The organism is Bradyrhizobium sp. USDA 376, assembly GCF_054063675.1.
The window spans coordinates 8,318,246-8,342,994 of sequence record NZ_JBSSGN010000001.1 but is presented as its reverse complement, the minus strand read 5'-3'; the positions used below and the strand labels follow the sequence as shown (position 1 = coordinate 8,342,994).

Genomic DNA, 24,749 nt, shown 5'->3' with positions numbered 1-24,749 from the left:
TGAATCCTAGCGGCGAACCCACCGCGCCGACATCAGACGAAACCCTGAGGCACCGGGCGGGAATGTTCGCATCCCCCTTCGGGTCTGTACCCGGCCGGACGCAAGCTGATCCCTACGGACCTCATTGCAGGAATTGCCGGAAGCGACGCAGGGACAGGAAGAACAACAGTCCGCCGATCACCAGCAATGCCGCGAGCTGCGGCCATACGACGGCGAGCCCGGCGCCGCGGAACAGGATGGCCTGGGCCATGATCACAAAATGGGTGTTCGGCGCGGCGAGCATGATGTTCTGGATCAGCTCGGGCATGCTCTCCCTCGGCGTCGTGGCGCCCGACAACATCTGCAGCGGCATCAGCACCAGCATCAAGAGCAGACCGAACTGCGGCATCGTGCCGGCGGACGTGGCGAGAAAAATGCCCATGCTGGTGGTGGCAAAGAGATAGAGCGCGGTGCCGAACAGAAAGAGCGGGACCGAGCCGCCGATCCGGACGGCCAGCAGTCCCTGCACGACGAAGATGAGCGACACGCTGGCCGCGACGAGGACGACCAGGCCCATCGACCAGATCTTGCTGGCCATGACCTCGAAGGGCGTCACCGGCATGACCAGCAGATGCTCGATCGTGCCGTGCTCGCGCTCCCGGATCAGGGCCGCTCCGGTCAGGATGATCGACAGCATCGTGACGGAGGAGATGATGTTGTTGATGGCTCCGAACCAGCTCTTGTTGAGTTCGGGATTGAAGCGCGCGCGCAGCGCCAGATCGATCGGCAAGGGGGCCGCCGAACGGTAGCGGGACAGGAACTCGCTGACCTCGTCGCCGACGATGGACTGGATATAGCCGCTTCCCGTGAAGGCCTGCGACATCCGGGTCGCATCCACATTGAGCTGGATGGCCGGCGATCTCCGCGCAAGCAGGTCGCGCTGGAAGTTGGGCGGGATGTTGAGCGCGAAGGTGTCGAGGCCCGCGTCCATGCGGCTCATCATGTCCGACTGCGATATCAGTCGCGGAACCGCGAAATAGGGCGGGCTGAACGCCGTGATGATGCGCGTGGCCGCGGGCGACTTGTCCTCGTCGACGATGGCCAGGGCTGCCTGGTTGAGCGTCTCCGGCTGGGCCCTGGAGGCGGTGTAGATCGAGACGGTAAAGGCATAAATGATCAGCACGAGCATCATTGGGTTGCGCACGAGGCCGCGCAATTCCTTGATGCCGAGCTGAACGATATTGCCGCTGCGCATCTAGTTCGCCTGCTTCTTGAGGAGCGCGACGCCGAGGGTGAGCAGCACCGGGATGGTGACGAGAAGTGCCAGGAACGGTCCGGAGAGATCGCCGAAGTCGAGCCCCTTGGAGAATGTGCCGCGCGTGATGGTGACGAAGTGCGCGGCCGGATAGATCCGGCCGATAATCGCGCCCGCGCCCTGGAGCGAGGATACGGGATCGACGAGTCCCGAATATTGCGTGGCCGGAATCATGGTGAGCAGCGCGGTCGCGAAGATCGCAGCGATCTGGCTTGTCATGAACGACGAGATCACAAGACCCATCGCGGTGGTGATGATGACGTACAGCAGCGCGGCCGATGTGAACGCGACGAAGCTGCCCGTGAAGGGCACACGGAATACGAATACTGCAAAGGCGGTCAGCAGGAAGAAGTTCAGCATGGCGAGCGCGACGTAGGGAAGCTGCTTGCCGACCAGGAACTCGATGCGCGTCACCGGCGTGACGTAGAAATTGATGATCGATCCGAGCTCCTTCTCGCGCACGACGCTCAGCGTCGCCAGGATTGCCGGAATGATCAGCAGCAGGATCGGGATCACGGCCGGCGCCATCGCGACGATGCTCCGGATGTCGGGGTTGTAGAGGAAGCGGACCTCGAGCTGGAAGTCGCCGGTGGCGGCGGCATTGCCATAGAGTTGCCGGGCGCGTTGCGCCAGCCAGGTCGCGTGCATTGCCTGCACGTAGCTGCGCACCGTCTCGGCACGCGACGGCATTGCGCCGTCGACCCATGCGCCGATCTGGACGTTGCTGCCGCGTGCGACGTCGCGGCCGAAGCCCGGAGGAATTTCGATGGCGAGACTGAGTTCGCCGCTGCGCATGCGGCGGTCGAGATCCTCATAGTCGGTGATCGGCGCAAGCTCGGTGAAATAGCGCGAGCCCGCGATCTGGAGGATATAGTCCCGGCTGACCGAGGTGTCGTCGCGATCCATGGCGGCGAAGGAGAGGTCTTCGACGTCCATGTTGATGCCGTAGCCCATCACGAACATCAGGATGAGGCTGCCGAGGATCGCAAGGGTGGCCCGGATCGGATCGCGCTTGAGCTCGAGCGCTTCCCGTTGCGTGTAGGCGAACATGCGGCGCGGATCGAAGAAGCTCAATGCGCCATGCATCGCGCCGTGCGTCTTCGCGGCAGTGGTGGTTGCCATGTGCGGTGTGGGAGCGGCCGCGGTCGTCTCCGTCGCGGCGATCGCGTCCTTGAGGTAGGCGACAAAGGCCTCCTCGAGGCTTCCATTGCCGCGCCGTGCCGCGATGCGTTCCGGTGTATCGCTGATCATGACCTTGCCGGCGTGCATCAGCGAGATGCGGTCGCAGCGCTCGGCCTCGTTCATGAAATGGGTGGAAACGAAGATCGTGACGCTGTCCTGCCGCGACAGGTCGGACAGGATCTGCCAGAACCCGTCGCGCGCCACGGGATCGACGCCCGACGTCGGCTCGTCGAGGATCAGGATATCGGGCGCATGGATCATGGCGACGGCCAGCGACAGGCGCTGGCGGACGCCGAGCGGCAGGGCGTCGGGCAGGGCGTCGATCACCCTAGTGAGGTCGAAGCGTGCGGCCATGTCGCGGACCCGATCGTGGATTGTATCAGGTGCGAGCCGGAACAGGCGCGCGTGCAGCTCGAGATTCTGGCGGACCGTCAGCTCGGAATAGAGCGAGAACGCCTGCGACATGTAGCCGACGCGACGTCGCACATCCATGTCCCTGGGATCGACCTCGCGCCCGAGCAGCCGGGCATCGCCCTCGCTGGCCGGCAACAGCCCGGTCAGGACCTTCATCGTCGTGGTCTTGCCGCAGCCGTTGGAGCCGAGGAAGCCGAAGATCTCACCGCGGGCGATGCGGAAGCTGACATTGTCGACCGCCGTGAAGTCGCCGAATCTGACGGTGAGATGCTCGGCCTCGATCGCGATCTCATCGTCGTGTTCGCTCGCGCGAGGCGGGATCACCACCTCCCTGTGGTCCCGTCGCTGCTCTTCGGGCAGCAGTGCGATGAAGGCGGCGTCGAGATTGTCGGTGCCGGTCTGTCGCAGCAACTCGGCCGGCGTCCCGGTAGCGAGCACATGCCCGTCATTCATCGCAACCAGCCAGTCGAACCGCGCCGCTTCCTCCATGTAGGCGGTTGCGACGATGACACTCATACGGGGGCGATCATTCCGGATCTCGTCGATCAGCTCCCAGAACTGGCGGCGCGAGAGCGGGTCGACGCCGGTGGTCGGCTCGTCGAGGATCAGCAGGTCGGGGTCGTGGATCAAGGCGCAGCAGAGCCCGAGCTTCTGCTTCATGCCGCCGGACAGCTTGCCCGCGGGCCGGTCAGCGAACGGCGCAAGGCCGGTGTTTCCCAGGAGCTGTCGAATTCTCTCCTCGCGCTCGCGCCTGTCATGGCCGAACAGACGGCCGAAGAAATCGACATTCTCGAATACGGAAAGCGTCGGGTAGAGATTCTTGCCGAGGCCCTGCGGCATGTAGGCGATTTGCGGGCAGGTCCGCCGCCGGTGGGCGGCGTCGGCCATGTCTCCGCCGAGCACGTGAACGCGGCCATCCTGGATCGCGCGAGCCCCGGCAACAAGCGACAGCAGGCTGGATTTGCCGACGCCGTCGGGTCCTATCAGGCCCACCATGCGTGCCGAGGGAATCTCGAGAGCGATGCGATCAAGTGCGCGGATCGCCCCGTAGTGCAGGCTGACCGCCTCGAGGTGGATCACCGGCGCGACGGAGGATCGAGGTTCGGGCGACGCGTTGTTCATTTGACCAGGCGTTCCGTCAGCTGGGCCGGCCATGCGGCGTTGGAATCGAGGCGGACAAAGGCGCGGCCGGGCAGGCCGGTTTTGACCTGCTCGATGTTTCGCCGCAGCAGCTCCGGCGAAATATGCGCCCTGACGCGGAACATCAGCTTCTGCCGCTCCTCCTCGGTCTCGACCGTCTTCGGCGTGAACTGGGCGACGCTGGCAACGAACGTCGCCGTGGCCGGGATGACCCATTGCGGCGCGGCATCGAGGATGAGCCGGACCTCCGAGCCGATCGCGATGCGGCCGGCCTGCGCCGTCGGCAGGAAGAAGGTCATGAAGACATCGCCGAGATCGACGAGATTGAGTACGCGTCCGCCGGCGCTGAGAACCTCGCCCGGCTGGGCGACACGAAACTGGACGCGCCCGTCGCGCGGTGCGCGGAGTGTCGAATCGTTGAGGTCGGCCTTGATGCTCTCGATGGCCGCCTTTGCCGCCTCGACCGCAGCCTCCGCATCGACCACCTGCGCCTCGGCCGCACTGATGGCAGCACCCGAGGCGGCGAGCTGGGCCTCTGCCGCCGCGACGGCCGCGCGGGCGCCGTTGGCGGCCGCGCGGTCGTCGTCAAGCACCTGCTGGGATACGGCATTGGTTCTGATCAATTGCTCGGAGCGCTGCAGCTTTCGATCGGCAGCGTCCAGCTCCGCACCGCGCTGGTCGACGACGGCTGTTGCGGACTTCTTTTCGGCCTGGCGTTGGGTGACGAGGCTCCTGGCGGTCTCGATGCCGATCGTGGCGCGCCGCAATTGGGCCTGGGCCTGACGGTACTGCGCCTCGAGCTGCACGGTATCCATCTGTGCGAGCGCCTGTCCCGCCGAGACCAGATCGCCTTCCCGCACCAGGATGTCGCGGATGCGCCCGGGCGTCTTGGTCGCGATATCGATCTCGACGGCCTCGATGCGCCCGTTGCCACTGGCAAACCCGCTCGGAAGGCCGTCGCCCCCGAGTGTCTGCCAGGCGAAGTACCCGCCTATGCAGAAAGCAGCGACGAGCAAGGCGATCAGCCAGCGTTTTCGATTGCGTGTCATGGTCCAGGTCGTTTTCATCGAACCACCAGGCGGGATGCGGATTATTGCGGGCCTCGCGGCCCCAATGTCAGATGGGTTACGCCAGCCGCGAGATTGAGCCCGATCGAACGTTCGACCGAGATCGGCTGCAGCATCACGCTCCTTCGCGAGCCGCCGATCAGGACGTTGGCGCCGAGGCCGGGACCCAATGCAAAATTGCCGCTCGCGCCGACATAGCTGCCGCGGAGCGTGCCGGGGCCGATCCGCGAATTCCGCGCGAAGACCGCCCAGGACAGCGTGCCCGCGCTGGTCACACCGAGGTCAAGGCCGACGCGCCTGATCCGTCCCTCGTAGACGTACTGCCGCGGCGGGCGCAGCCCGTTGAACACGCAACGCATCGCCTGTGTCGACCCGAGCACCAGCCCGACGCGAGGTTCGGAGAAGCACAGCAGCCTGCCAATCCTGAATCTCTCGGCGCGCGCGGACGTGGTGGTGGTGCAAAGAACGGTCAGCGCGCAAATGGCCGCAAGACATCGCAATGTTCGCATTCAAGCCTCCGTCTGGTGTTGAGCTCCGGTCGCTGCGCCCGCGGGGCGGCCGTCCTGGCGCAGCCAGAACGAGATCGCGAGGCCGATCAGCAGCACGGCGCCGAGCAGGAAGAAGAAGATGGACTGCTTCAGCCAGGATATCGCCGGGACGGCCGCGCCCATCGCAAGGCCGAGAAAGGCGATCTGCAACGACAGCAGGCTGACGCCCGCAAGGAACGTGCCGAGCGCAAGCAGCATCAGCAGCACGAGACCGGTCGCCGGCGTCGGAAGCATCTGCTGAACCCCGGAGACCAGCATGATGTTCATGGTGATCAGGACCGCGATCCAGTGCAGTGCCTGGGTCCACACCAGGCGGATCTGCCTCTCCCTGCCTTCGGTCTCCGGCCATTTGGTGATGACGCAGACCACGCCGATGGCAAGCGCCAGGAACTCCCAATAGCCGACCAGCGGTTGGTGCGAGACGTTCGTATAGGCGACGCCTGCGATGGCGAGCAGCAGCGCGACGACATACGGAAGCTGCTGCCAGAGAAAACGACCGGCCCCTGCGCGCGTCAGGGGAGGCTCGGGAGCATCGCGTTGCCGTGCATCGATTTCGCTCATGGCGGTTCACCCACGATTGTCCGTTGCCGGCTCGCTGCGGTCGCCGAGATAGTCCTCGACGTAGAACCGGATGATCGCGACCCGTCCGACGGCGACGAGTGGCATCGCGAGCGCAATGCCCATGACGCCAAACAGGGCACCGAGCAGGACGATCGCAACCAGCGTCCAGGCCGGCGGTGTCTCGACCGCCCGGCGCTGGATCAGGGGGCCGATCACGTAGCCCTCGATCGACTGGATGATGGTGTAGACGGCGACGGCCCAGATCAGCAGCGAGGCGCCGAGCGGCATCGCCACGAGTGCGATCGGGATCGCGGCGACGATCGGCCCGAGATAGGGGATGAAATTCGACAAGCCCGCCTGCAGGCCCAGCAGGAACGGCCCCGGCAGCCCGATGAGATAGAGCGCGGGCCAGACGCACAGCGTCATCAGGATGATGCGGATCAACTGGCCGACGAACCACAGCCGCATGACGTTGCCGATCTCGTCCATCACGGCGCGCATGCGGGCGCGGTAGGATGGCCTGACCAGCACGACAAGGCTCTCGCGGTGGCTGGTGGGATCGAAGGCAAAGAGAATTCCCAGGAACACGACCACGAGCACGCCGGTCAGAAGGCTCGAGGCGCCCCCCAGCAGGAATTGCGCGTGGCTGAGAAAGCGGCCCTGATCGGCGAACAGCCATTGGGCGAAGTCGCGCCCCCATTCCGGGCCGAGCAGGTCCACGCCATAGGACAACAGGTGCTCTTGCAGAATGTCGACCTGGGTATCCATGACCTTGAGCAGCAGGCGCGTTTGTTCCGGCAGCTTGCCGGCGCCCCAAACCAGCCCAAAGCCCGACAGGGCCGACAGCAGCATGAGAACGAATGTCAGACGCCAGATGCGGCTGAGCGGAAGGACCGGCGCCAGAGCCCGCGCTGCGGCATCCAGAAAGGCTGCGAACAGCACCCCCGCGAAGACGATGAGGAGGCTGGACACCGTTTGCCACACCAGGAACAGGGCAACGGCTGCGGCGAGCAAAGTGAGGCCGATCGCGAGGAGGCTCGGCCGTCCGGCTTCCCCGGATTCGTCGACGGGACTCTCGCGCGGAACGACCCCGCGGACCCGCTCAGGTCCGATCCTGGAATCGCTCATTGATCGGTCCGCCGTCATGTCGCCGTGTCTCAGGTGCGAACGCGGCGGCTGCCATAATGCGGATGCTTGCCGCCGCGATGACGCCAGTAGCGGTGCTTGACCGGATTCGTATTGGTGTTGGGCCTCGCATCGCCTGGTGCGGCCGCGCCGGTCTGCTTCGGTGCCGCCACGGTGCTGTCCTTGGGCTGAGCCAGGGCAATGGCCGACGGTGCGGCGACGGTCACCACTGCGCTCAGGATCGAGGCTCGACACACGGTCCAGATGTTCATACTCGCCTCCATGCGGTCAGCGACAACTGGTCAGATTGAGATGGCTCCGACGGCCAGCCCATAGATTCCGGCGCCCGCGGCGATGGCGATGGCCCCGAACAGGACGGACTCGACCGGCCTGAACAGCCTCTCCTTGCGCTCGCGCTTGGCGATCAGGAACAGCAGCGTTCCCGGCGCGTAGAGAATTGCGGACAGCAGAAGAAATTTTGGTCCGCCGGCATAGATCATGCCGGCCGCGTAGAGCGTCGCGACGGTTGCGACGATCCCGTCGCTGGTGCGGGCGCGCTCGCCGGCATCATAGGCCTCGCCGGTCGATGCGAGCTTCAGGCCGTAAGCCGCGACGAGAAAATACGGGATCAGCGTCATCGCGCTCGTCATCTTCAGGGCGAGCGTGAAGGCATATTCGGCGAACCAGCTCACGACCAGAAACGTCTGTATCACGCAATTCGTGAGCCAGAGCGCCCCGACAGGAACCTTGTGCGCGTTCTCGCGCGCGAGAAAGGCCGGCATGGTGCGCTGGTTCGCCGCCGAGTGCAGGATCTCGGCCGCAAGCAGCGACCATGACAGGTAGTTGCCGAGGATCGAGATCAGCAAGGCGATGCTGATGAACACGCCGCCCCAGCGGCCGACCATCGCTTCCATCACGCCCGCCATCGACGGTGTCGGCAGATCCGCGAGTTCACCCCGCGGCAGGATGCCGTAGGACAGGAGCGTCACGAGCACGAGAAGACAGAGCACCGTCAGAAAGCCGGTGACCGTCGCGATACCGATGTCAGAACGCGTCTTGGCATACCGCGAATACACGCTCGCACCCTCGATGCCGACGAACACGAATACGGTGAGCAGCATCGTGCCGCGGACCTGGGACAGCACGTCCCGGGCGTCCGGCCGCTCCGCACCCCAGAAATTCCCCGAGAACACTTCGCCGTTCAGGGCGATCGCAGCCACGACGATGAACAGCAGGATCGGAATGATTTTCGCGAAGGTCGTGGCGGTGTTGAGCGCGGCAGCTCCCTTGATGCCGCGCAGCACCAGGACATGGACGCTCCACAGCAGCAGGGACGCCGAGGCGATCGCGATTGGCGTCGTGCCGTCGCCGAAGACAGGGAAGAACTGCCCGAGCGTGGCCTTGATCAGGATGAGACAGGCGACGTCGGCGAGGCAGCAGCCGATCCAATAGCCTGCGGCGGAGGCAAAGCCGATATAGTCACCGAAGCCGTCCTTGGCGTAGGCGTAGATGCCGGCGTCGAGCTCCGGCTTGCGCCGGGACAGCGACTGGAACACGAAGGCCAAGGTCAGCATGCCGGTGCCGGCAATCACCCAGGCGATGATCGCGCCGAGAGCGCCGGTGGCGCGTCCGAACTGGGCCGGCAATGCGAAGATGCCGGAGCCGACCATCGACCCGATCACAAGCGCAATCAGCGCGTTGCGCGAGAGTTTCTGATCGGCCTCGTTCGCCGCCATGACGGATGGCCTTCCAATCCGAGGCGTCCGCAGTTGCGGCGGCCGCCTCATGCGCGGACCTTAGAGGGCCGCACCCCGTGCGCCCATCAGGGATTCTCTGTAGGGAGCAGGGCAGGAAATCGGCGGGCGCGGAGCGTCAGGTGCGGACGTCAGGTCTTGGGTCAGGTCTTGGGAAGCAACGCGTCGTCCTCGTTCGTGGAGCAGGAGCGGGACTCCGTCGCCCGGGCAACGAGCACGACACTGCCACGGAAGAATTCGCCGGCCTTGGCAAGCTCGGCGGCAAGGCGGCTGGCATGCAGGAAGGCTGCGTCCTGCTCGGCATACTCGCATCCGATCCCGTCGGTCGAAACACCATATTTGTCAGCGATATGGAAGAAGAAGCGCATGCCCCCGATTAGGCCGGACCGCGGCATGCCTCCAGTGACAACGGCGTAAGGTGCCTCCGCCAAAAGACTGAGAGGCGCAGAAGGGGTTCCCGACTTGCGGGTTGGTCATGAACGCGGGTGCCGTGGGCGCTCTGGCGCCGCCGTGCCATTTGCATCGGAAGGCGGTGGTTTTCACCGGGGCCCCTCGGGGGATTGTCCGATGTTGGTCCGCAGGTTCGAAGGCTAGCGTGGTCTCACTCGGCGAGCGCCAGAGGAGACATGCGATGTCGAACTATGATCACAACCTCACCGCCACGGATGCCGCCGGCGGCCTGACCGCGGTGGATGCCGGATTGCGCGACTACATGCTGCGGATCTACGGCTACATGGCCGCCGGCGTCGGCTTGACCGCCGTCGTCGCCTGGGTGACCTATCAGGCCATCGGTCCCGAGTTGCTCCAGAGTCCCCTGATGTGGGTCTTCATCCTGGCGCCGCTCGCCCTGGTGTTCTTCATCGGCTCACGCATCAACACGCTGTCGGTGTCCACGGCGCGGATCCTGTTCTTCGTCTATTCGGCGCTGGTCGGCGTATCGCTGTCGATATTGCTGCACATCTATACCAGTTCGTCGATCACCCGCGTCTTCTTCATCGCGGCCGCGATGTTCGGGGCGCTTAGCCTCCTCGGCTACACGACCCGGCGCGATCTCTCGGGATTGGGCACCTTCCTGTTCATGGGTCTGATCGGGATCATCATCGCGAGCCTGATCAACCTGTTCCTGGGGTCGACCGCACTCGACTGGCTGATCTCGATCGTGGGTGTCGGCGTGTTTGCCGGCCTGACGGCCTACGATACCCAGCGGATCAAGGGGATGTACGACATCTCGGATGACCACACCGCGACGGGCCGCAAGTCGGTCGTTGCCGCGCTGTCGCTCTATCTCAATTTCCTCAACCTGTTCATGATGCTGCTGCGACTTGCCGGCGGCCGCCGTTGAGACGCGGGAGGACGGCGGCTCAGGCCGCCGGTCGCTCCACCGCACTGGCGAGCGCGTCGCGCAGCGCCGCTTCCTTGGTCTCATCGAGCGAGGTCTTGAGCACGACACCGCCGGCGTCCTTGATCTCCTTGATCACCTTGTCCGCGGTCATGTGCTTGATCAGGACGAACAGGGCGGCGTTGCCGGTCTGGAGATTGGCTGACAGGTTCTTCATGAAGGAATCGTCGATGCCGAAGTCGGAAAGCGCGCCGCCCAGCGCGCCCGACGCGGCGCCCACGGCGACCCCGAGGATCGGATTGAGAAAGAGGACTCCGATGAGGAGGCCCCAGAAGCTCCCGGTCATCGCGCCCATGGCGGTGGTGTTGACGAGCTGATTGAGCTTGATGCCGCCCGAATCCGTCTTCACGGCGATCACGGCGTCGCTGATCGTGATCAGATATTCCTTCTGCAGCTTGAGCAGCCGCTGACGCACTTCTTCGGCTTTTGCCTCGGACGGATACACGATCGCGACCAGATCGGACATGAAGACCTCCCGTTGGATCGAAGATGCAGACCGAAATGTTGGTGCGAACGGTATCCCGCGGGCGGCACCTCCGGGATCAGAGGAAACCCTGCCTCAGGCGGATGAATGTCCCAATGGGTGCACCCGCACTGCGCGTCGCTCTGGAGGTGGGGCGGCGCGTGACGACCGGAAGCCGCCTTGCGACGCCCGACCGGCGAGGCCCGGACGGGCCGAGTTCTGCCGCCGGAGCAGCTGTTATGCGCCGCCCGCGCGGTCGATCATGTGTCGGGCAATAACGTCGATCACGATTGTATCCGCGGGCGCTCAGTAGATTTACCGATACAAGGGCGATGGCTCCTCGGCAAAATCATCCGGTGAAGTCGACCGGTGATCATGTCATGCCGAGGCTCAGGACGATGGCAATTGCAGGCGCGGCGTCGCTGCTGCTGGCGGCCTGCGAAAGGGAGGCGGCCAAGGACGTCGCGCTGACGCCACGACCGGTTCGCACGACGACGATCGCGAAGCGGGAGTCGCCGACGCCGTTCGTCTTCACCGGACATATCGAAGCCGAGGACGAGATCAGCGTTGCGTTCCGAATTTCCGGACGGCTGCTCGCGAACAACACCAGGCTCGGCGATCGCGTCGAGGCCGGCAAGCTTCTGGCGCAACTGGAATCGCAGAACGAAGTGAACGCGCTGCGCCAGGCGCATGCGGCTCTCGCCGCCGCGCAGGGACAGCTCACCCAGGCACGCAATCATTTCGAACGTCAGCAGACATTGCTCGCGCAGGGATGGACCACGCGCGCCAATTTCGAAGCGGCAACGCAGGCGCAACAGACGGCGCAGTCCCAGGTCGACGCGGCCGAGGCCCAGTTGAGCGCCGCCCACGACCAGGTCAACTTCACCGAGGTGCGCGCCGATGCGCCGGGCAAGATCACCGAGACGGGGCCCGCCGCCGGCGAGGTGATCCAGGCCGGACAGACCATTGCGCGGATTGCGCGGCAGGATGGCCGCGATGCGGTCTTCGAGGTCCCCGCCCAACTGGTGCGAGCGGCTCCCGCCAATCTGCAGGTGACCGTCAGCCTGACGGACGATCCGGCAGTGACCGCGCAAGGGCGTATCCGGCAGGTTGCCGCGCAGGCGAACCCGGTCACGCGGACCTTCGAGGTGAGGGTGGGACTTAGCGATCCGCCCGCCGCGATGCGGCTGGGAGCCACGGTGGTCGGTCGCGCCGAGGCGAGCGCCGGACCGATGATCGACATTCCGGCAACCGCGCTGACCAGGATGAACCAACAGCCGGCCGTCTGGATCCTCGATCCCTTGACCAAGACCGTCTCCGTCCGGAACGTCGACGTGCTGCGGTTCGATCAGGCACAGGTGATCATCTCGCAAGGGCTCGACGCCGGCGAGATCGTCGTGACCGCGGGCGTTCAGGCACTTCACCCGGGCCAGAAGGTGCGCGTGCTCGGGTCGGAGCCATGACCGGCTTCAACCTCTCGGAATGGGCGCTCGAGCGCCGCTCGCTCGTCATCTATCTCATGCTCGTCGCCGTGCTCGCCGGCGGACTGTCCTATGTCCGTCTCGGCCGGAACGAGGACCCTGCATTCACCATCAGGACGATGGTTGTCCAGGCGGCGTGGCCGGGGGCGACGGCCGCAGAGACGATGAAGCAGGTGACGGAACGGCTCGAGCGACAATTGCAGGAGACGCCGCATCTGGACTTCCTGCGCAGCTTCACCCGGCCCGGCCTCACCACGATCTTCGTGAACCTGAAGGGGAGCGCCAACGCAAGGGATGTCTCCGATACCTGGTATCAGGTGCGGAAGACGATCGGGGATATCCGCCATACGCTTCCTGCGGGAGTTGTCGGCCCGGCGTTCGACGACGATTTCGGCGACACTTTCGGCATCGTCTACGGCTTCACCAGCGACGGGTTTACCGAGCGCGAGCTGCGTGACCGGGTCGAGGCGATCCGATCGCGCCTTCTGGGCGTGCCAGACGTTGCAAAGATCGAGCTGCTGGGCGCGCAGGAGGAAGTGATCTTCGTCGAATTCTCCAAGAAGGAGCTCGCAAATCTCGGCGTCGATCGGACAGCCCTGATCGCCCCTCTGCAGGCTCAGAATGTCGTGATGCCGACCGGAACGATCCAGACCGGGTCCGAGAGAATTTCGCTTCGGGTGTCGGGAGGCTTCCAGTCCGAGCAGGACATTGCCGGCATCAACTTCGCAGCCGGAGGCCGGATGCTCCGCCTGAGCGATATTGCGACGGTGCGGCGCGGCTATGCCGATCCGCCGCAGCCGCTGTTCCGGATCAACGGCCATCCGGCAATCGGGCTCGCGATCGCCATGCGCGACGGCGGCGATATCCTCGCTCTCGGCAGGAACGTCAAAGCTGAGATGGCAGCCATCACCGCCGATCTGCCGATCGGAATCGAGCCGAGCCTGGTTGCCGATCAGGCCGTCGTGGTGGACAGGGCGATCGGCGAGTTCATGACCTCGCTGGTGCAGGCGATCGCCATCATTCTCGCGGTGAGCTTCGTCAGCCTTGGCCTCCGTCCCGGCCTCGTCATCGCGCTGGCGATTCCGCTCACGCTTGCCATCGTGTTTCCGACCATGGAGCTTCTCCGCATCGACATGCAGCGAATATCGCTCGGTGCCCTCATCATCGCACTCGCGCTGCTGGTCGACGACGCCATGACGACGACAGATGCCACGCTCAACCGGTTGGCGCTGGGCGACAGCAAGATGGCGGCGGCGAGCTACGCCTTCCGTACCCATGCGCTGGCCATGCTGGCCGGTACGCTGGTGACCATCGCCGGCTTCATTCCGGTCGGCTTCGCCGCCAGCGCCGCCAGCGAATACACGTTCTCGCTGTTCGCAGTGATTGCGGTCGCATTGCTGGCATCGTGGTTCGTCGCGGTCATCTTCGCGCCGCTGCTGGGCGTCGCCATCCTTCTGCCGCCCATGCAGACGGGCGCTCCGGCCCCCGGAGCGGTCTTCCGGCTGTATCGGCGCTTTCTGGTGCTGGCGATTCGCGCCAAATGGCTGACGCTGGGCGGGACGGCTGCGCTCTTCGTCGCGTCCGTGCTCGCGCTCCCGCTGATTCCGCAGCAGTTCTTTCCCCTGTCCGACCGGCCGGAGCTGCTCGTCGACGTCAGCCTGCCGCAGAACGCCTCGATCTTCGCCAGCGAAGCTGCGGCCGGGCGCCTGGACAAGGCGCTGACCGGTGATCCCGACGTCGCGCATTGGAGCACCAATGTCGGCCGCGGTGCGATCCGCTTCTATCTGCCTCTCAGCGTCGAGCTGCCGAACGAGTTCTTCACCCAGGCCGTCGTCGTCGCCAGAAACGTTGCGGCGCGCGAACGCCTGCATGCAAAGCTGGAGCGGTTCCTGGCGGATGAATTCCCCAACGCGATCTCGTCGGTTTCACCGCTTGGCCTCGGTCCCCCCGTCGGATGGCCGCTGCAGTATCGTGTTAGTGGTCCCGACGTCGAGCGGGTGCGCGACATCGCGCTCGCGGTGGCGCGGATCCTCGCCTCCGATCCGAGCGCCAGAAGCACGAACTTCGACTGGATGGAGCCGGATCGTCAGGTGCGCATCCGCGTCAATCAGGATGAGGCACGCCTTCTCGGTCTGAGTTCGCAGGCGATCTCCACAGTCCTGAACACCGTGATCTCCGGTACACCCGTCACACAGGTTCGGGACGATATCTATCTGGTCAACGTGGTGGTCCGCGCGACGGACGAACAGCGTGTCTCGCTGCCGAGCTTGCGAACGCTCCAGGTGCCGATCCCCGGTGGCCGGACCGTTCCGCTGAGCCAGTTTGCCTCTTTCGAATACGATCAGGAATTCCCCTTGATCTGGCGACGCGACCGCGTGCCCACCCTGACGGTGCGAGCTGCCATCCCCGACGGGGTACTGCCGGAGAGGGTCGTCAATGCGCTGGCTCCCGCCATCGCCAAGCTGAGGACGACGCTGCCGCCGTCCTACGATGTCGTGATTGGTGGCACCGTGGAGGAGAGCCGGAAGTCCCAGGCGTCCGTAATGGCCGTCGTGCCGGTGATGCTGTTCGTCATGTTCACGGTTCTGATGGTCCAGGTGCAGAGCTTCCCGCGGCTGTTGATGGTGATCAGCGTTGCACCGCTTGGTCTGATTGGCGTGGTCGCGGCGCTGCTCCTGTCGGGGCGGCCGCTCGGGTTTGTCGCCATTCTCGGCGTCCTCGCGCTGCTCGGCATGATCAGCAAGAACGCGGTGATCCTGATTGGTCAGATCGAGGCCGAACGCGCGCAAGGGAAGGGACCCTGGGAGGCCGCGGTCGATGCCAGCAGCTCGCGCTTTCGTCCGATCATGCTGACGGCGGTCTCCACCGTCCTCGGCATGATTCCGATTGCGCCGACCGTCTTCTGGGGGCCGATGGCCTTTGCGATCATGGGCGGGCTGCTCGTCGCAACCGTTCTGACGCTCGTCTTTCTGCCGACCTTGTATGTGGCCTGGTCGGGCGGAAAGGAGCCAGTCGCGCCGTGAGGGTAATCCCGGACTCCGACTAGGTAATCACCTGATAGGCCGCCTTCATATCGGGGAGCATGGTTCGGCCTCGGAATGAGCAGGCCGGCCAAGACGTCGTCCAAGGGACCGTCGAAGACATCGGTCACGGCATCGGTCATCGTTCGCGGTTCGAGGTCTCCCCATGACTGCGACGCCAACGGCCCAAAAGCTTTCGTTGTTCGCACTGACGGCAATGGTCGTCGGCTCCATGGTCGGCTCAGGCATCTTCTCGCTGCCGCGGACATTCGGCATCGCCACCGGCCCGTTTGGCGCCATTCTCGCCTGGTGCATCGCAGGCGGCGGCATGTACACGATGGCGCGCGTGTTTCAGACTCTGGCCGAGCGAAAGCCGGATCTCGATGCCGGCGTCTACGCCTACGCGAAGGCAGGTTTCGGCGACTATCCCGGCTTCCTGTCGGCGCTCGGCTACTGGATCGGCAGTTGCATCGGCAACGTGTCCTACTGGGTCCTGATCAAGTCGACGCTTGGCGCGTTCTTTCCCGTGTTTGGCGACGGCAATACGGTTACCGCGATCGTCGTCGCCTCGATCGGGATATGGCTGTTCCACTTCATGATCCTGCGTGGCGTGCAACAGGCCGCCGCGATCAACACCATCGTCACCATCGCCAAGATCGTGCCGATCCTGATCTTCATCGTCATCCTGGCGTTTGCCTTCAAGGCCGACCTGTTCCGCGCCAATTTCTGGGGCGGCGAGGGGATGCCGGACAAGGGTCTGTTCGACCAGATCCGCGCGACCATGCTGGTCACGGTGTTCGTCTTTCTCGGGATCGAGGGCGCCAGCGTCTATTCCCGCTACGCCAAGGAGCGGTCCCATGTCGGTGCCGCGACGATCATGGGCTTCGCGGTGGTCACGAGCCTCATGGTGCTCGTTACCATGCTGCCCTATGCCGTGCTGCCGCGCGCCGAGATCGCCGACGCGCGGCAGCCGTCGATGGCGACGGTGCTGGAGGCGGTGGTAGGGCATTGGGGCGCCGTCTTCGTCAGCATCGGACTTCTGGTCTCGGTGCTCGGAGCCTATCTCGCCTGGTCGTTGATCTGCGCCGAGGTGCTCTCCGCCGCCGGCCGGACCAGGGATATGCCGCGCGTGTTCGGCACCGAAAACGCCAACAGGGTGCCGGCCGCAGCGCTCTGGCTCACCAATATCGTCGTGCAGCTGTTCGTCATCAGCACCTATTGGTCGCGGGACGCCTTCGCGTTGATGCTCAATTTGACGAGCGTCATGAACCTCATTCCGTTTTTCCTGGTCGCCGCCTACGGGCTCCTGCTGGTCAAGCGGGGCGAGACCTACGAAAAGAGCCCGGACGCGCGCAGGCGTGACCTGGTCTTCACCGGCATCGCCGTCGTCTACACGCTCTTCCTGATCTATGCCGCCGGGATGAAATATCTGCTCCTGTCGGCGATCCTCTACGCTCCTGGCACGGCGCTGTATTTCTGGGCGCGCCTCCAGCAAAAGGCGAAGATCTTCACTTCGATCGATTGGGTCATCTTCATCGTGGCCGTGATCGGCGCCGTGATCGGGATTCATGGCCTGGCCACCGGCTACATCACCATCTAGGCGAGGCACCTCCCATGGCGACAGCACAGGCGTCGGATTCAAGGATCCCGTTCGGTGTCCATTCGGAAGTCGGTCAGCTGCGCAAGGTGATGGTCTGCTCGCCAGGCCGCGCGCATCAGCGCCTCACGCCCACGAACTGCGATACTTTGCTGTTCGACGATGTGCTGTGGGTCGACAATGCCAAGCGCGATCATTTCGACTTCGTGCAAAAGATGCGTGACCGCGGCATCGATGTCGTCGAGATGCACAACCTGCTCACCGATACCGTCGCCATTCCGGAGGCAAGGAAGTGGATTCTCGACAACCAGGTGGTTCCCAATCAGGTCGGGCTCGGGCTGATCGACGAGCTGCGCAGCTATCTGGAAAGCCTCAAGCCTCGTGAGCTGGCGGAGACCCTGATCGGCGGATTGTCGACCCACGATTTTCCCGAGGCCCATGGCGGCGAGATGCTCAGGCTGATCCGTGAAGCGGCGGGCATGACCGAATATCTGCTGCCGCCGCTTCCGAACACCCTGTACACGCGCGATACCACTTGCTGGATCTATGGCGGCGTGACACTGAACTCGCTGTTCTGGCCGGCGCGCCATGAAGAGCCGATCCTCGCCACGGCCATCTACAAGTTCCACCCGGACTTCGCCGGCAAGGTCAATGTCTGGTGGGGAGATCCGACGCAGGATCACGGCCTCGCCACGCTGGAAGGCGGTGACGTGATGCCGATCGGCAAGGGTAACGTTCTGATCGGGCTGAGCGAGCGGACCTCGAGGCAGGCGATCAGCCAGCTTGCTGCGGCGCTGTTCGGGAAGAAGGCGGCCGAGCGGGTGATCGTGGCCGCGATGCCCAAGCTCCGCGCGGCGATGCATCTCGATACCGTCTTCACCTTCGCCGACCGCGATTGCGTGCTGCTCTATCCCGATATCGTCAACAACATTACCGCATTCTCGTATCGGCCGGCCGACAATCCGGCAGGCCTCGAGTTGCGCAAGGACGAGAAGCCCTTCGTGGACGTCGTCGCAGACGCGCTCGGCCTGAAGAAGTTGCGTGTCGTCGAGACCGGCGGGAATGCCTATCTGCGCGAGCGAACCCAGTGGGACAGTGGCGCGAATCTCGTCTGCGCATCCCCGGGCGTCGTGTTCGCCTATGACCGCAACACCTACACCAACACGCTGCTGCGCAAGGAGGGGATCGAGGTGATCACCATCGTCGGCGCGGAGCTCGGACGGGGGCGCGGCGGCGGCCATTGCATGACATGCCCGATCATCAGGGACGCGGTTGACTACTAGGCGTACGTGACTTTGCGGCCGCCACCGAACGCTGATTGATCGCATCAACCAGTGATTTAAAATTGTGACATTAACACGCCACAATCGTTGCGCAGCGTGACGCGAAACCCGGTCTGCGCAGCAGCATCGGAGGTGGGCGCCATGCGAAGCTCTGGATTCCTTCTGCCGGTCGTCGGCTTGCCCATCCTCGGCTTACTCAGTGCGGGCACGGCCGGGGCGGCGGACCTTGATCTCACCGAGTTCAAGACGAGCCCGATTGCCGCTGTACCCTACTATTCCGCACCGTCCTGGAGCGTCGTCGGTTCCATCTCGCCGACCTTCACCGACAACGCGCTCTTCACCCGCGACAACCGCAAGTCGGACATCTACTACGAGCCGGACGTCAGTGTCAGGCTCGACGGAAACCTCACCAACGACCTGTCCTACCGGCTCTATGCGCGGGCCCAGTACGAAGCCTTTTCGCGGGAGAAGGATGGCAATTTCGCCGTGGCGCGCATGGGCGCGCGTCTGACCGAGAACTGGAACGGCTGGCGCTTCTCCGCCATCTACGAAAACCGATACGATTTCGACGGGGTCTACCGCGACCTCGCATTCACGTCCCATGATGTGATGGGCTCGGTGGCGCGCGACTTCCGCATCGACAACACGATTTTCTCGCCGCTGCTGCTGCTGACCTATCGGTTCTCGGACCTCGCGGAAGCGCGCCGCTGGCGCTTTGACGCCGTGCTCGGTATCGAGGTCAAGCTCGATCCCAGATGGTCCATCGTGAGCACACCGCTGTTCGAGGCCTACTGGTTCACCGATGGGCTCAACAGCGGGCGTCAGGATCAGCTCTATTCGGTTGATGTGGGCGTGAAGTATAACTTCGCCAGCAATGTGGCGCTCACGACCACCGTGCTATACGAAGCGCGAACATCGAACGTTCCGCTGCGGCGGTACAGGGATGTTCGCATCGGCCCTCGCCTGGATTTCGCCTTTTGAGTGAGACCTGAAAGATGCCCGCAAGACGCCTGTTGACGCTGACCTGCATCGTCGCCGGAAGTCTGTCGGCATCGGTGGCGCTCGCCGATCCGCGCGATGCGGTGGATCGAGGCCAGCGTCTCGATACCGATGCGCTTCGGGATGATGCCGCAACGCACCGTCTGCAGCAGCCGTCGCATCCCCTCGATATCGCGCCGACTCGCCCCGCACCAGCGGCGAAGGCAGTGAGGAAGAAGAAGTCAGGCACCAGCAGCAGCCGCTAGGCCGGTCGCGCATCGTGCCCAGCGGGCCGGGAATGATGCTGATGAATTGCGGCAGGCGTACTGCTGCGTATCGGTGCAACCGCGTTGCCACAGTGCCCTCGCGGCCATCCGCATCTTGATTTTGAATCTCTGTTGCATCGGATTTGATGTCGCGGGCGTGGCACAAACTGCATAGCGCCCGCCGCAGAACGCATGCCTCACGAATTCGAGATTTCAATCTGGAAATAATACTACCTGATGGTGTGGCCGCGCGGCGGGGTGTATGATTGGTCAGCCCCAACGGCGTGCGTCTTCCGGATCCGGTGGCGGATGTCTCGCCGGTGGGGCGGGGAGGGGACCTGCGATATCGTCGCCAATATCGGGCGTCGCCGGAATAGAGTGAGTGCGTACCGTGAAGCCACATGGCTGCCCCGACAGCGAGTCGGATCGAACCGGTCTGAAGAACTGGCTGCGCATAGGTTCGCAAGAATCGATCGACGAGCTCTATTGGATATCTTCGGCAGATCTTCTCTTCGTCGCGCGCCCGTCTTTCCGCGGACACTTTGCCTATGAAGGAATCAATCCGGCATTCGAGTCTCAGCTCGGCGTATCGTCGGAAGACGTCAGCGACATGGACGTTTTCGATTGCATGAGTGCGGACGACGCAAGGTCCGTCTGCGAGGCGCTTCGGGCGGGCCTCGCGGAGGGAACGGAGGTCAGGATCCGCCAGCGACTCTCGCTCGGCGGGTCGCCACGGGCGATGGAAACGACGGTCACGCCGATCGTGGACGGCGGTGTGGTCCGGTTGATCGGCAGCCACCGCGAGCTGCGCAACGGTGCTTTGGAGCACGCCGCCGCATGCGATGACGGGCTCGATATCGACGTCGGCCTGCTCGCCATTCAGGAAGGCATCCAGCAACGGATCGCCTCCGATCTGCACGATTCGACCTGTCAGCATCTGATCGCCGCCAGCCTCGGCCTGATGCGGATGCGGAGCAATCTGGGCGACGCCGCCCTGGCGGAGCGGCTCTGCGACGACATCGACGCGTCGATCGATGAGGCGCTCAGGGAGCTCCGCGCCTTTGCCTATCTCCTGCATCCGCGGAATCTGGCGGGTGAGGGATTGAAGGCTGCGATCGAGCGATACGCGGAAGGATTTGCGGCGCGCACCTCTTTGCGTGTGACCGTGAACATCGTGCCGGATATCGATCGGCTGCCGTATGAAACGAAGCGTTCGCTGCTGCGCGTCGTTCAGGAGGGTCTCACGAACGTCTTCCGCCATGCCAAGGCGACGGAGGTGGCGATCGTCGTCTGCCTCGCCGAGGGCCGTTTCGTGCTGACGATCAGCGACAATGGACGCGGTCTTCCCGACGCGGTCGGGCGCGGCCACAAGGCCGTATCGACCGGGGTCGGCATTCCCGCCATGCGGGTGAGGCTGCATGAGATCGGAGGTACGCTCGACATCCGGTCCAGCCGGACCGCGCCACTTTCCGGAACCGTCCTGTGCGCGATGTTTCCGCGCCGTCTCGCGGCGAACAGGCGGAATCGGCGAAGCACCACGACCATCATGAGGGCCCACGCAGGCACACGATCAGCGAAAGAACATTAGCCCGCGGCGGCAGGCCGGAAGGGCGGCCGGACCGCCGTGAAGGATTTGGAGCGTGCTGCCATGAAACGAATTCTGATAGCCGACGATCACGAAGCGGTGCGTTCTGGCTTGCGGGCGGTGCTCGAACAGCGGGCGGATTGGGAGGTGGTCGCCGAGGTCACCGATGGCGGCCGGGCGGTCGCTGCGGCGATCGAGAGCCAGCCTCACGTCGCCATCCTCGATTTCTCGATGCCCCGCATGACCGGCGTGGAGGCGGCGCGGCGGATCAAGGACCATCCGTTGCAGACCGAGATCCTGATCTTCACCGTGCACAATTCGGGCCTGATCGCGCAGCAGGCATTCGAGGCCGGCGCGCGTGCGTTCCTGGTGAAGTCGGACGCGAACAAGCTGCTGCTTGCGGCGGTCGAAGCGTTGCTGCTGCACCGGCCATTCTGCACCACGAGCTGCGTGACGGAATTCGACCGCGGGTCGGGTGCCAACGGCGAGCGGCATCACGAGCTGACGGCGCGCGAGCAGCTCGTGGTCAAGCTGGTTGCGGAAGGCTACAGCAACAAGGGGATCAGCGCGATCCTCAATCTCAGCGTCAAGACAACCGAGGCGCATCGGGCGGCTGCGATGCGCAAGCTCGAGGTGAATTCGACGGCAGGCCTCGTCCGGTATGCGGTCCGGACCGGGCTGATCGAGGCCTGAACGGTGATATCGGCGAGCCGACCCTGGGCGTCAGTACCTTCGCCGGGACATCTCAGGGTTTTGTTGGATAACGCTGGCCGCAGGGCGCCGTATGATCGTTCGACCTTACGGCCGGTCACTGCCGTTGTCCGCCCGGTCGGATAGGAGCCGGCAAACGGGAACGATGTCGTGAAACGCATCTTGATTGCGGATGATCATGAAATCGTACGTTCCGGCCTTCGCGCGATCGTTGGAACGCGTTCCGACTGGATCGTGAGCGGAGAGGCCACCAACGGCGAGCAGGCCGTCGCGCTGGCGCTCGAAACCCGACCGGACATCGTGATTGTCGATTACTCCATGCCGATCATGAACGGCCTGGAGGTCAGCCGTCGCCTCAGGACGCTGCATGTGCGAACCGAGGTGCTGATTCTGACCATGCACGAAAGCGAGGAACTCCTGACGGAGGCCATCCTGGCCGGCATTCGCGGCTTCCTGTTCAAGTCCGATGCCCGCAAGCACCTGATTTCAGCTATCGAGGCCTTGCTCGACGGCAGGCCCTACTTCACCAGCGTTCTCCTGGAAAAGCTGCTTCACGATTACCAGGCGAACAAGCAGAACCGGGCCGACATGCTGCTGACGTCACGCGAGCAGAGCGTGGTCCAGCTGATCGCGGAAGGGAATACCAACAGGTCGATCAGCGCGATCCTGAATCTGAGCGTGAAGACCGTCGAGACCCATCGCGCCTCGGCCATGCGCAAGCTCAGGATGTCGTCCACCGCCGAGCTGGTGCGCTATGCCGTACGCAAGAAGCTGGTCTCGCCCTGAACGGATGCTGATGTGCCGCGCCAAGTGCAGTTTTGGGGGCGTATGACGACCTTATCTAGAAGTCCGAGACCTTTCCGACCGCAAGTCCGGCAAAGCGGTCCGGCCGATAGGGTTGGGGATCGACGATCGGCGCGGCGCCAGTCACGAGATCCGCGATGAGGTGCCCGGCTCCTGGACCGATGCCGAAGCCGTGGCCGCTGAAGCCGGCGGCCAATATCAACCCAGGCAGGCCGGAGGTCTCTCCGATGACCGGCACACCATCGGGCGTCGAGTCGATGTAGCCGCCCCACGCGGCGGTGATCCTGGTGTCCTTCAGGGCGGGCAACAACTCGAGCGCGCGCCGATGGGTGAGCTCGATCGTGTTCTGATCGGGCGCGGGATCCAGAATGCGCATGCGCTCCATCGGTGTCGGCTCGCTCGCGCGCCAACGCTGGAGCGTTTCGTGTCCGGACCTGACGCCTTCGAGGCCGCCCGGGAGCAGACTGCGCCAGCGCCGCCGAAACATCGGCAGGAATTGCGGCGCGAAGCGCAATTGCTGCGCGGTCGGATCGACGCGGCCTCGGCCGCTGATGGCGAGTGTATAACCGCCATCGCCGCGTTTCGTCACCGAGACAGCGGCAGTGTGGAGCGCGTCCGGCAGGCCTTTTGCATCCCCCGAGACGGACAGAATGGACGATCGAATCGAGGCGAGCGGAAGACGGATGTCGGCCTGATGGCAGAAGGAGGAGGACCACGCGCCGCCTGCCAGTATGGCGACACGCGTGCGAATCGTGCCGCGCTCCGTCACGACGGCGCTCACGCGGCCGCCCTCGGTCTCCAGCCCGCGCGCCGCGCACATCTGGTGCACGGTGCCCCCGTGCCTGAGTATCGCCCGCGCCACCGCCGGCGCAGCCCTGCCGGGATCGGCGATGCCGTCGGTCGGGGAGAAGACGCCACCCTTCCAGGCGCGTCCCGTCGCCGCACCGCGCTGCGTCGCTGCGGCTGCATCGAGCATGTGCGTGGTGACGCCGACCGTTCGCGCGAAGTCGCGCCAGCGCGCCCAGCCGTCGAGCTCGGCCTCGTCATTGCTGAGATACAGAAGGCCGCAGCGGGAGAAGCCCGTGCTCTCGCCGCTTTCGGCGTCAAAGCTCTCCCACAGGTCGAGGCTCTTGGTCGCCATCGGCAACTCGCGGGTATCGCGATTTTGCTGCCGGCACCAGCCCCAGTTGCGGCTGGACTGCTCGGCTCCGATTCGCCCCTTCTCCACGAGGACGACGCTGAACCCTCGCAGGGTGAGATAGTAGGCCGCGAACACCCCGACGATGCCGCCTCCGATGACCACCACGTCGGCGGCACGGGGCAGCTCCGGCGAGGTCTCGATGTGGCTGAGTGGGGCGGGCATCCTGGCTTCCTAGATTTCGCTCGTCGCAGCGTAGGTCGCGCATCGGCGCAGGCGGCGCTGGATTCGATGGCGGGCCAGCATTTTATGCTGTATCGTCACTGCGCTACAAAACTGCCTTCTACTCGAAGGATATGATGTCAGTGGTGGACGATAGGTGCAGGCTGAGTGAGCTTTCGGTGCATTTTACCAAATTTTCTGCTGCGCCTTCCGGCGCGTGCTCAATGGAGAGTCACCAATGAAGCTGGACCGGATCGACATCAAGATCCTCCACGAACTCCAGAAGAACGGTCGCATCACCAATGTCGAGCTCGCCGAGCTGGTGAACCTGTCGCCCAGCCCATGCCTCATGCGCGTGAAGAGGCTGCAGGCCGAGGGCTACATCGAGGGGTATGCCGCCCAGATCAACGTGCGCAAGCTGGGACAGACGCTGACGGTGTTCACCGAAGTGACGTTGAAGAACCATCGACAGATCGACTTCGCTCGTTTCCTGTCGGCGGTCGACAAGGTCGATCAGCTGATCGAATGCCATCTGGTCTCCGGAGGCTACGACTACATGCTGAAGTTCGTCACCGCGAGCATCGGCGAGTACCAGACGATCATGGAGCGGTTGACGGACATGGATATCGGCATCGACAAGTATTTCAGCTTCGTCGTTCTCAAGTCGCCCATCGTCCGTTCGCAGATGCCGCTGACCAGCCTGTTTCCGGCTTGATG

At 64.4% G+C, this 24,749-nt stretch carries 22 protein-coding genes; 11 read left to right on the top strand and 11 right to left on the bottom strand.

Annotation, left to right across the window (positions count from 1 at the left end; genetic code table 11):
* Positions 1-121 precede the first annotated feature (121 nt).
* From ACVJ19_RS39305 to ACVJ19_RS39265, 9 genes are all read right to left on the bottom strand, one after another.
* Positions 122-1,234: an ABC transporter permease gene (locus ACVJ19_RS39305; protein WP_456739503.1), complete on the bottom strand. Its 1,113-nt coding sequence runs from the start codon at positions 1,232-1,234 to the stop codon at positions 122-124.
* Positions 1,235-4,012, bottom strand: a complete 2,778-nt coding sequence (gene rbbA, locus ACVJ19_RS39300; protein ID WP_453954395.1) for a ribosome-associated ATPase/putative transporter RbbA — start codon at positions 4,010-4,012, stop codon at positions 1,235-1,237.
* Positions 4,009-5,079: an HlyD family secretion protein gene (locus tag ACVJ19_RS39295; protein WP_453954394.1), complete on the bottom strand. Its 1,071-nt coding sequence runs from the start codon at positions 5,077-5,079 to the stop codon at positions 4,009-4,011. The genes rbbA and ACVJ19_RS39295 overlap by 4 nt, the downstream gene beginning before the upstream one ends.
* 41 nt (positions 5,080-5,120) lie before the next feature.
* Entirely contained in the window at positions 5,121-5,606 is a 486-nt protein-coding gene (locus tag ACVJ19_RS39290; protein WP_453954393.1) for a DUF992 domain-containing protein, read from the bottom strand.
* The gene (locus tag ACVJ19_RS39285; protein ID WP_453954392.1) at positions 5,607-6,206 is read right to left on the bottom strand and encodes a hypothetical protein; all 600 of its coding nucleotides are present in this window, start codon (positions 6,204-6,206) and stop codon (positions 5,607-5,609) included.
* A 6-nt stretch (positions 6,207-6,212) separates the two neighbouring features.
* Positions 6,213-7,334 carry an AI-2E family transporter gene (locus ACVJ19_RS39280; protein WP_453954391.1) on the bottom strand — a complete coding sequence of 374 codons (1,122 nt, stop codon included), beginning with the start codon at positions 7,332-7,334 and terminating at the stop codon, positions 6,213-6,215.
* Positions 7,335-7,363: 29 nt separating this feature from the next.
* Positions 7,364-7,603 (bottom strand): hypothetical protein, encoded by a 240-nt coding sequence (locus ACVJ19_RS39275; RefSeq protein ID WP_453954390.1) that lies wholly within the window; start codon positions 7,601-7,603, stop codon positions 7,364-7,366.
* A 30-nt stretch (positions 7,604-7,633) separates the two neighbouring features.
* Positions 7,634-9,067, bottom strand: a complete 1,434-nt coding sequence (locus ACVJ19_RS39270; protein ID WP_453954389.1) for a basic amino acid/polyamine antiporter — start codon at positions 9,065-9,067, stop codon at positions 7,634-7,636.
* A gap of 161 nt (positions 9,068-9,228) precedes the next feature.
* Complete coding sequence (locus tag ACVJ19_RS39265) at positions 9,229-9,453, bottom strand: DUF6894 family protein (RefSeq protein ID WP_453954388.1); 225 nt, start codon at positions 9,451-9,453, stop codon at positions 9,229-9,231.
* A gap of 263 nt (positions 9,454-9,716) precedes the next feature.
* On the opposite strand from ACVJ19_RS39265, the gene ACVJ19_RS39260 reads away from it, so the two are divergent.
* The gene (locus ACVJ19_RS39260; RefSeq protein WP_453954387.1) at positions 9,717-10,427 is read left to right on the top strand and encodes a Bax inhibitor-1/YccA family protein; all 711 of its coding nucleotides are present in this window, start codon (positions 9,717-9,719) and stop codon (positions 10,425-10,427) included.
* A gap of 19 nt (positions 10,428-10,446) precedes the next feature.
* On the opposite strand, the gene ACVJ19_RS39255 is transcribed toward ACVJ19_RS39260, so the two are convergent.
* Positions 10,447-10,950, bottom strand: a complete 504-nt coding sequence (locus tag ACVJ19_RS39255) for a DUF1269 domain-containing protein (protein WP_018642556.1) — start codon at positions 10,948-10,950, stop codon at positions 10,447-10,449.
* A 377-nt stretch (positions 10,951-11,327) separates the two neighbouring features.
* Here ACVJ19_RS39255 and ACVJ19_RS39250 point away from each other — a divergent pair, with 377 nt between their 5' ends.
* From ACVJ19_RS39250 to ACVJ19_RS39210, 9 genes are all read left to right on the top strand, one after another.
* On the top strand, positions 11,328-12,410 hold the full coding sequence (locus ACVJ19_RS39250) for an efflux RND transporter periplasmic adaptor subunit (RefSeq protein WP_453954385.1): 1,083 nt from the start codon (positions 11,328-11,330) through the stop codon (positions 12,408-12,410).
* Entirely contained in the window at positions 12,407-15,451 is a 3,045-nt protein-coding gene (locus ACVJ19_RS39245) for an efflux RND transporter permease subunit (RefSeq protein WP_453954384.1), read from the top strand. Before ACVJ19_RS39250 ends, ACVJ19_RS39245 begins: the two co-directional genes overlap by 4 nt.
* 163 nt (positions 15,452-15,614) lie before the next feature.
* Positions 15,615-17,048, top strand: a complete 1,434-nt coding sequence (locus ACVJ19_RS39240) for a basic amino acid/polyamine antiporter (RefSeq protein WP_453954383.1) — start codon at positions 15,615-15,617, stop codon at positions 17,046-17,048.
* A 14-nt stretch (positions 17,049-17,062) separates the two neighbouring features.
* Positions 17,063-18,328 (top strand): arginine deiminase, encoded by a 1,266-nt coding sequence (arcA, locus tag ACVJ19_RS39235; protein ID WP_453954382.1) that lies wholly within the window; start codon positions 17,063-17,065, stop codon positions 18,326-18,328.
* 96 nt (positions 18,329-18,424) lie between these two features.
* Positions 18,425-19,309, top strand: coding sequence for an outer membrane beta-barrel protein (locus ACVJ19_RS39230; protein ID WP_453955298.1), 885 nt, complete (start codon positions 18,425-18,427; stop codon positions 19,307-19,309).
* 14 nt (positions 19,310-19,323) lie between these two features.
* Positions 19,324-19,572 carry a hypothetical protein gene (locus ACVJ19_RS39225; RefSeq protein ID WP_453954381.1) on the top strand — a complete coding sequence of 83 codons (249 nt, stop codon included), beginning with the start codon at positions 19,324-19,326 and terminating at the stop codon, positions 19,570-19,572.
* Positions 19,573-19,954: 382 nt separating this feature from the next.
* Positions 19,955-21,160, top strand: coding sequence for an ATP-binding protein (locus ACVJ19_RS39220; RefSeq protein WP_453954380.1), 1,206 nt, complete (start codon positions 19,955-19,957; stop codon positions 21,158-21,160).
* A gap of 60 nt (positions 21,161-21,220) precedes the next feature.
* The gene (locus tag ACVJ19_RS39215) at positions 21,221-21,850 is read left to right on the top strand and encodes a response regulator transcription factor (protein WP_453954378.1); all 630 of its coding nucleotides are present in this window, start codon (positions 21,221-21,223) and stop codon (positions 21,848-21,850) included.
* A gap of 168 nt (positions 21,851-22,018) precedes the next feature.
* A complete protein-coding gene (locus ACVJ19_RS39210; protein WP_018642565.1) occupies positions 22,019-22,654 on the top strand; it encodes a response regulator in 636 nt (211 codons plus the stop codon).
* 55 nt (positions 22,655-22,709) lie between these two features.
* On the opposite strand, the gene ACVJ19_RS39205 is transcribed toward ACVJ19_RS39210, so the two are convergent.
* On the bottom strand, positions 22,710-24,035 hold the full coding sequence (locus ACVJ19_RS39205; RefSeq protein ID WP_453954376.1) for an NAD(P)/FAD-dependent oxidoreductase: 1,326 nt from the start codon (positions 24,033-24,035) through the stop codon (positions 22,710-22,712).
* A 235-nt stretch (positions 24,036-24,270) separates the two neighbouring features.
* Between ACVJ19_RS39205 and ACVJ19_RS39200 the strand changes: the two genes are divergently transcribed.
* The gene (locus ACVJ19_RS39200; RefSeq protein WP_018642567.1) at positions 24,271-24,747 is read left to right on the top strand and encodes an Lrp/AsnC family transcriptional regulator; all 477 of its coding nucleotides are present in this window, start codon (positions 24,271-24,273) and stop codon (positions 24,745-24,747) included.
* The last annotated feature ends 2 nt before the right edge of the window (positions 24,748-24,749 follow it).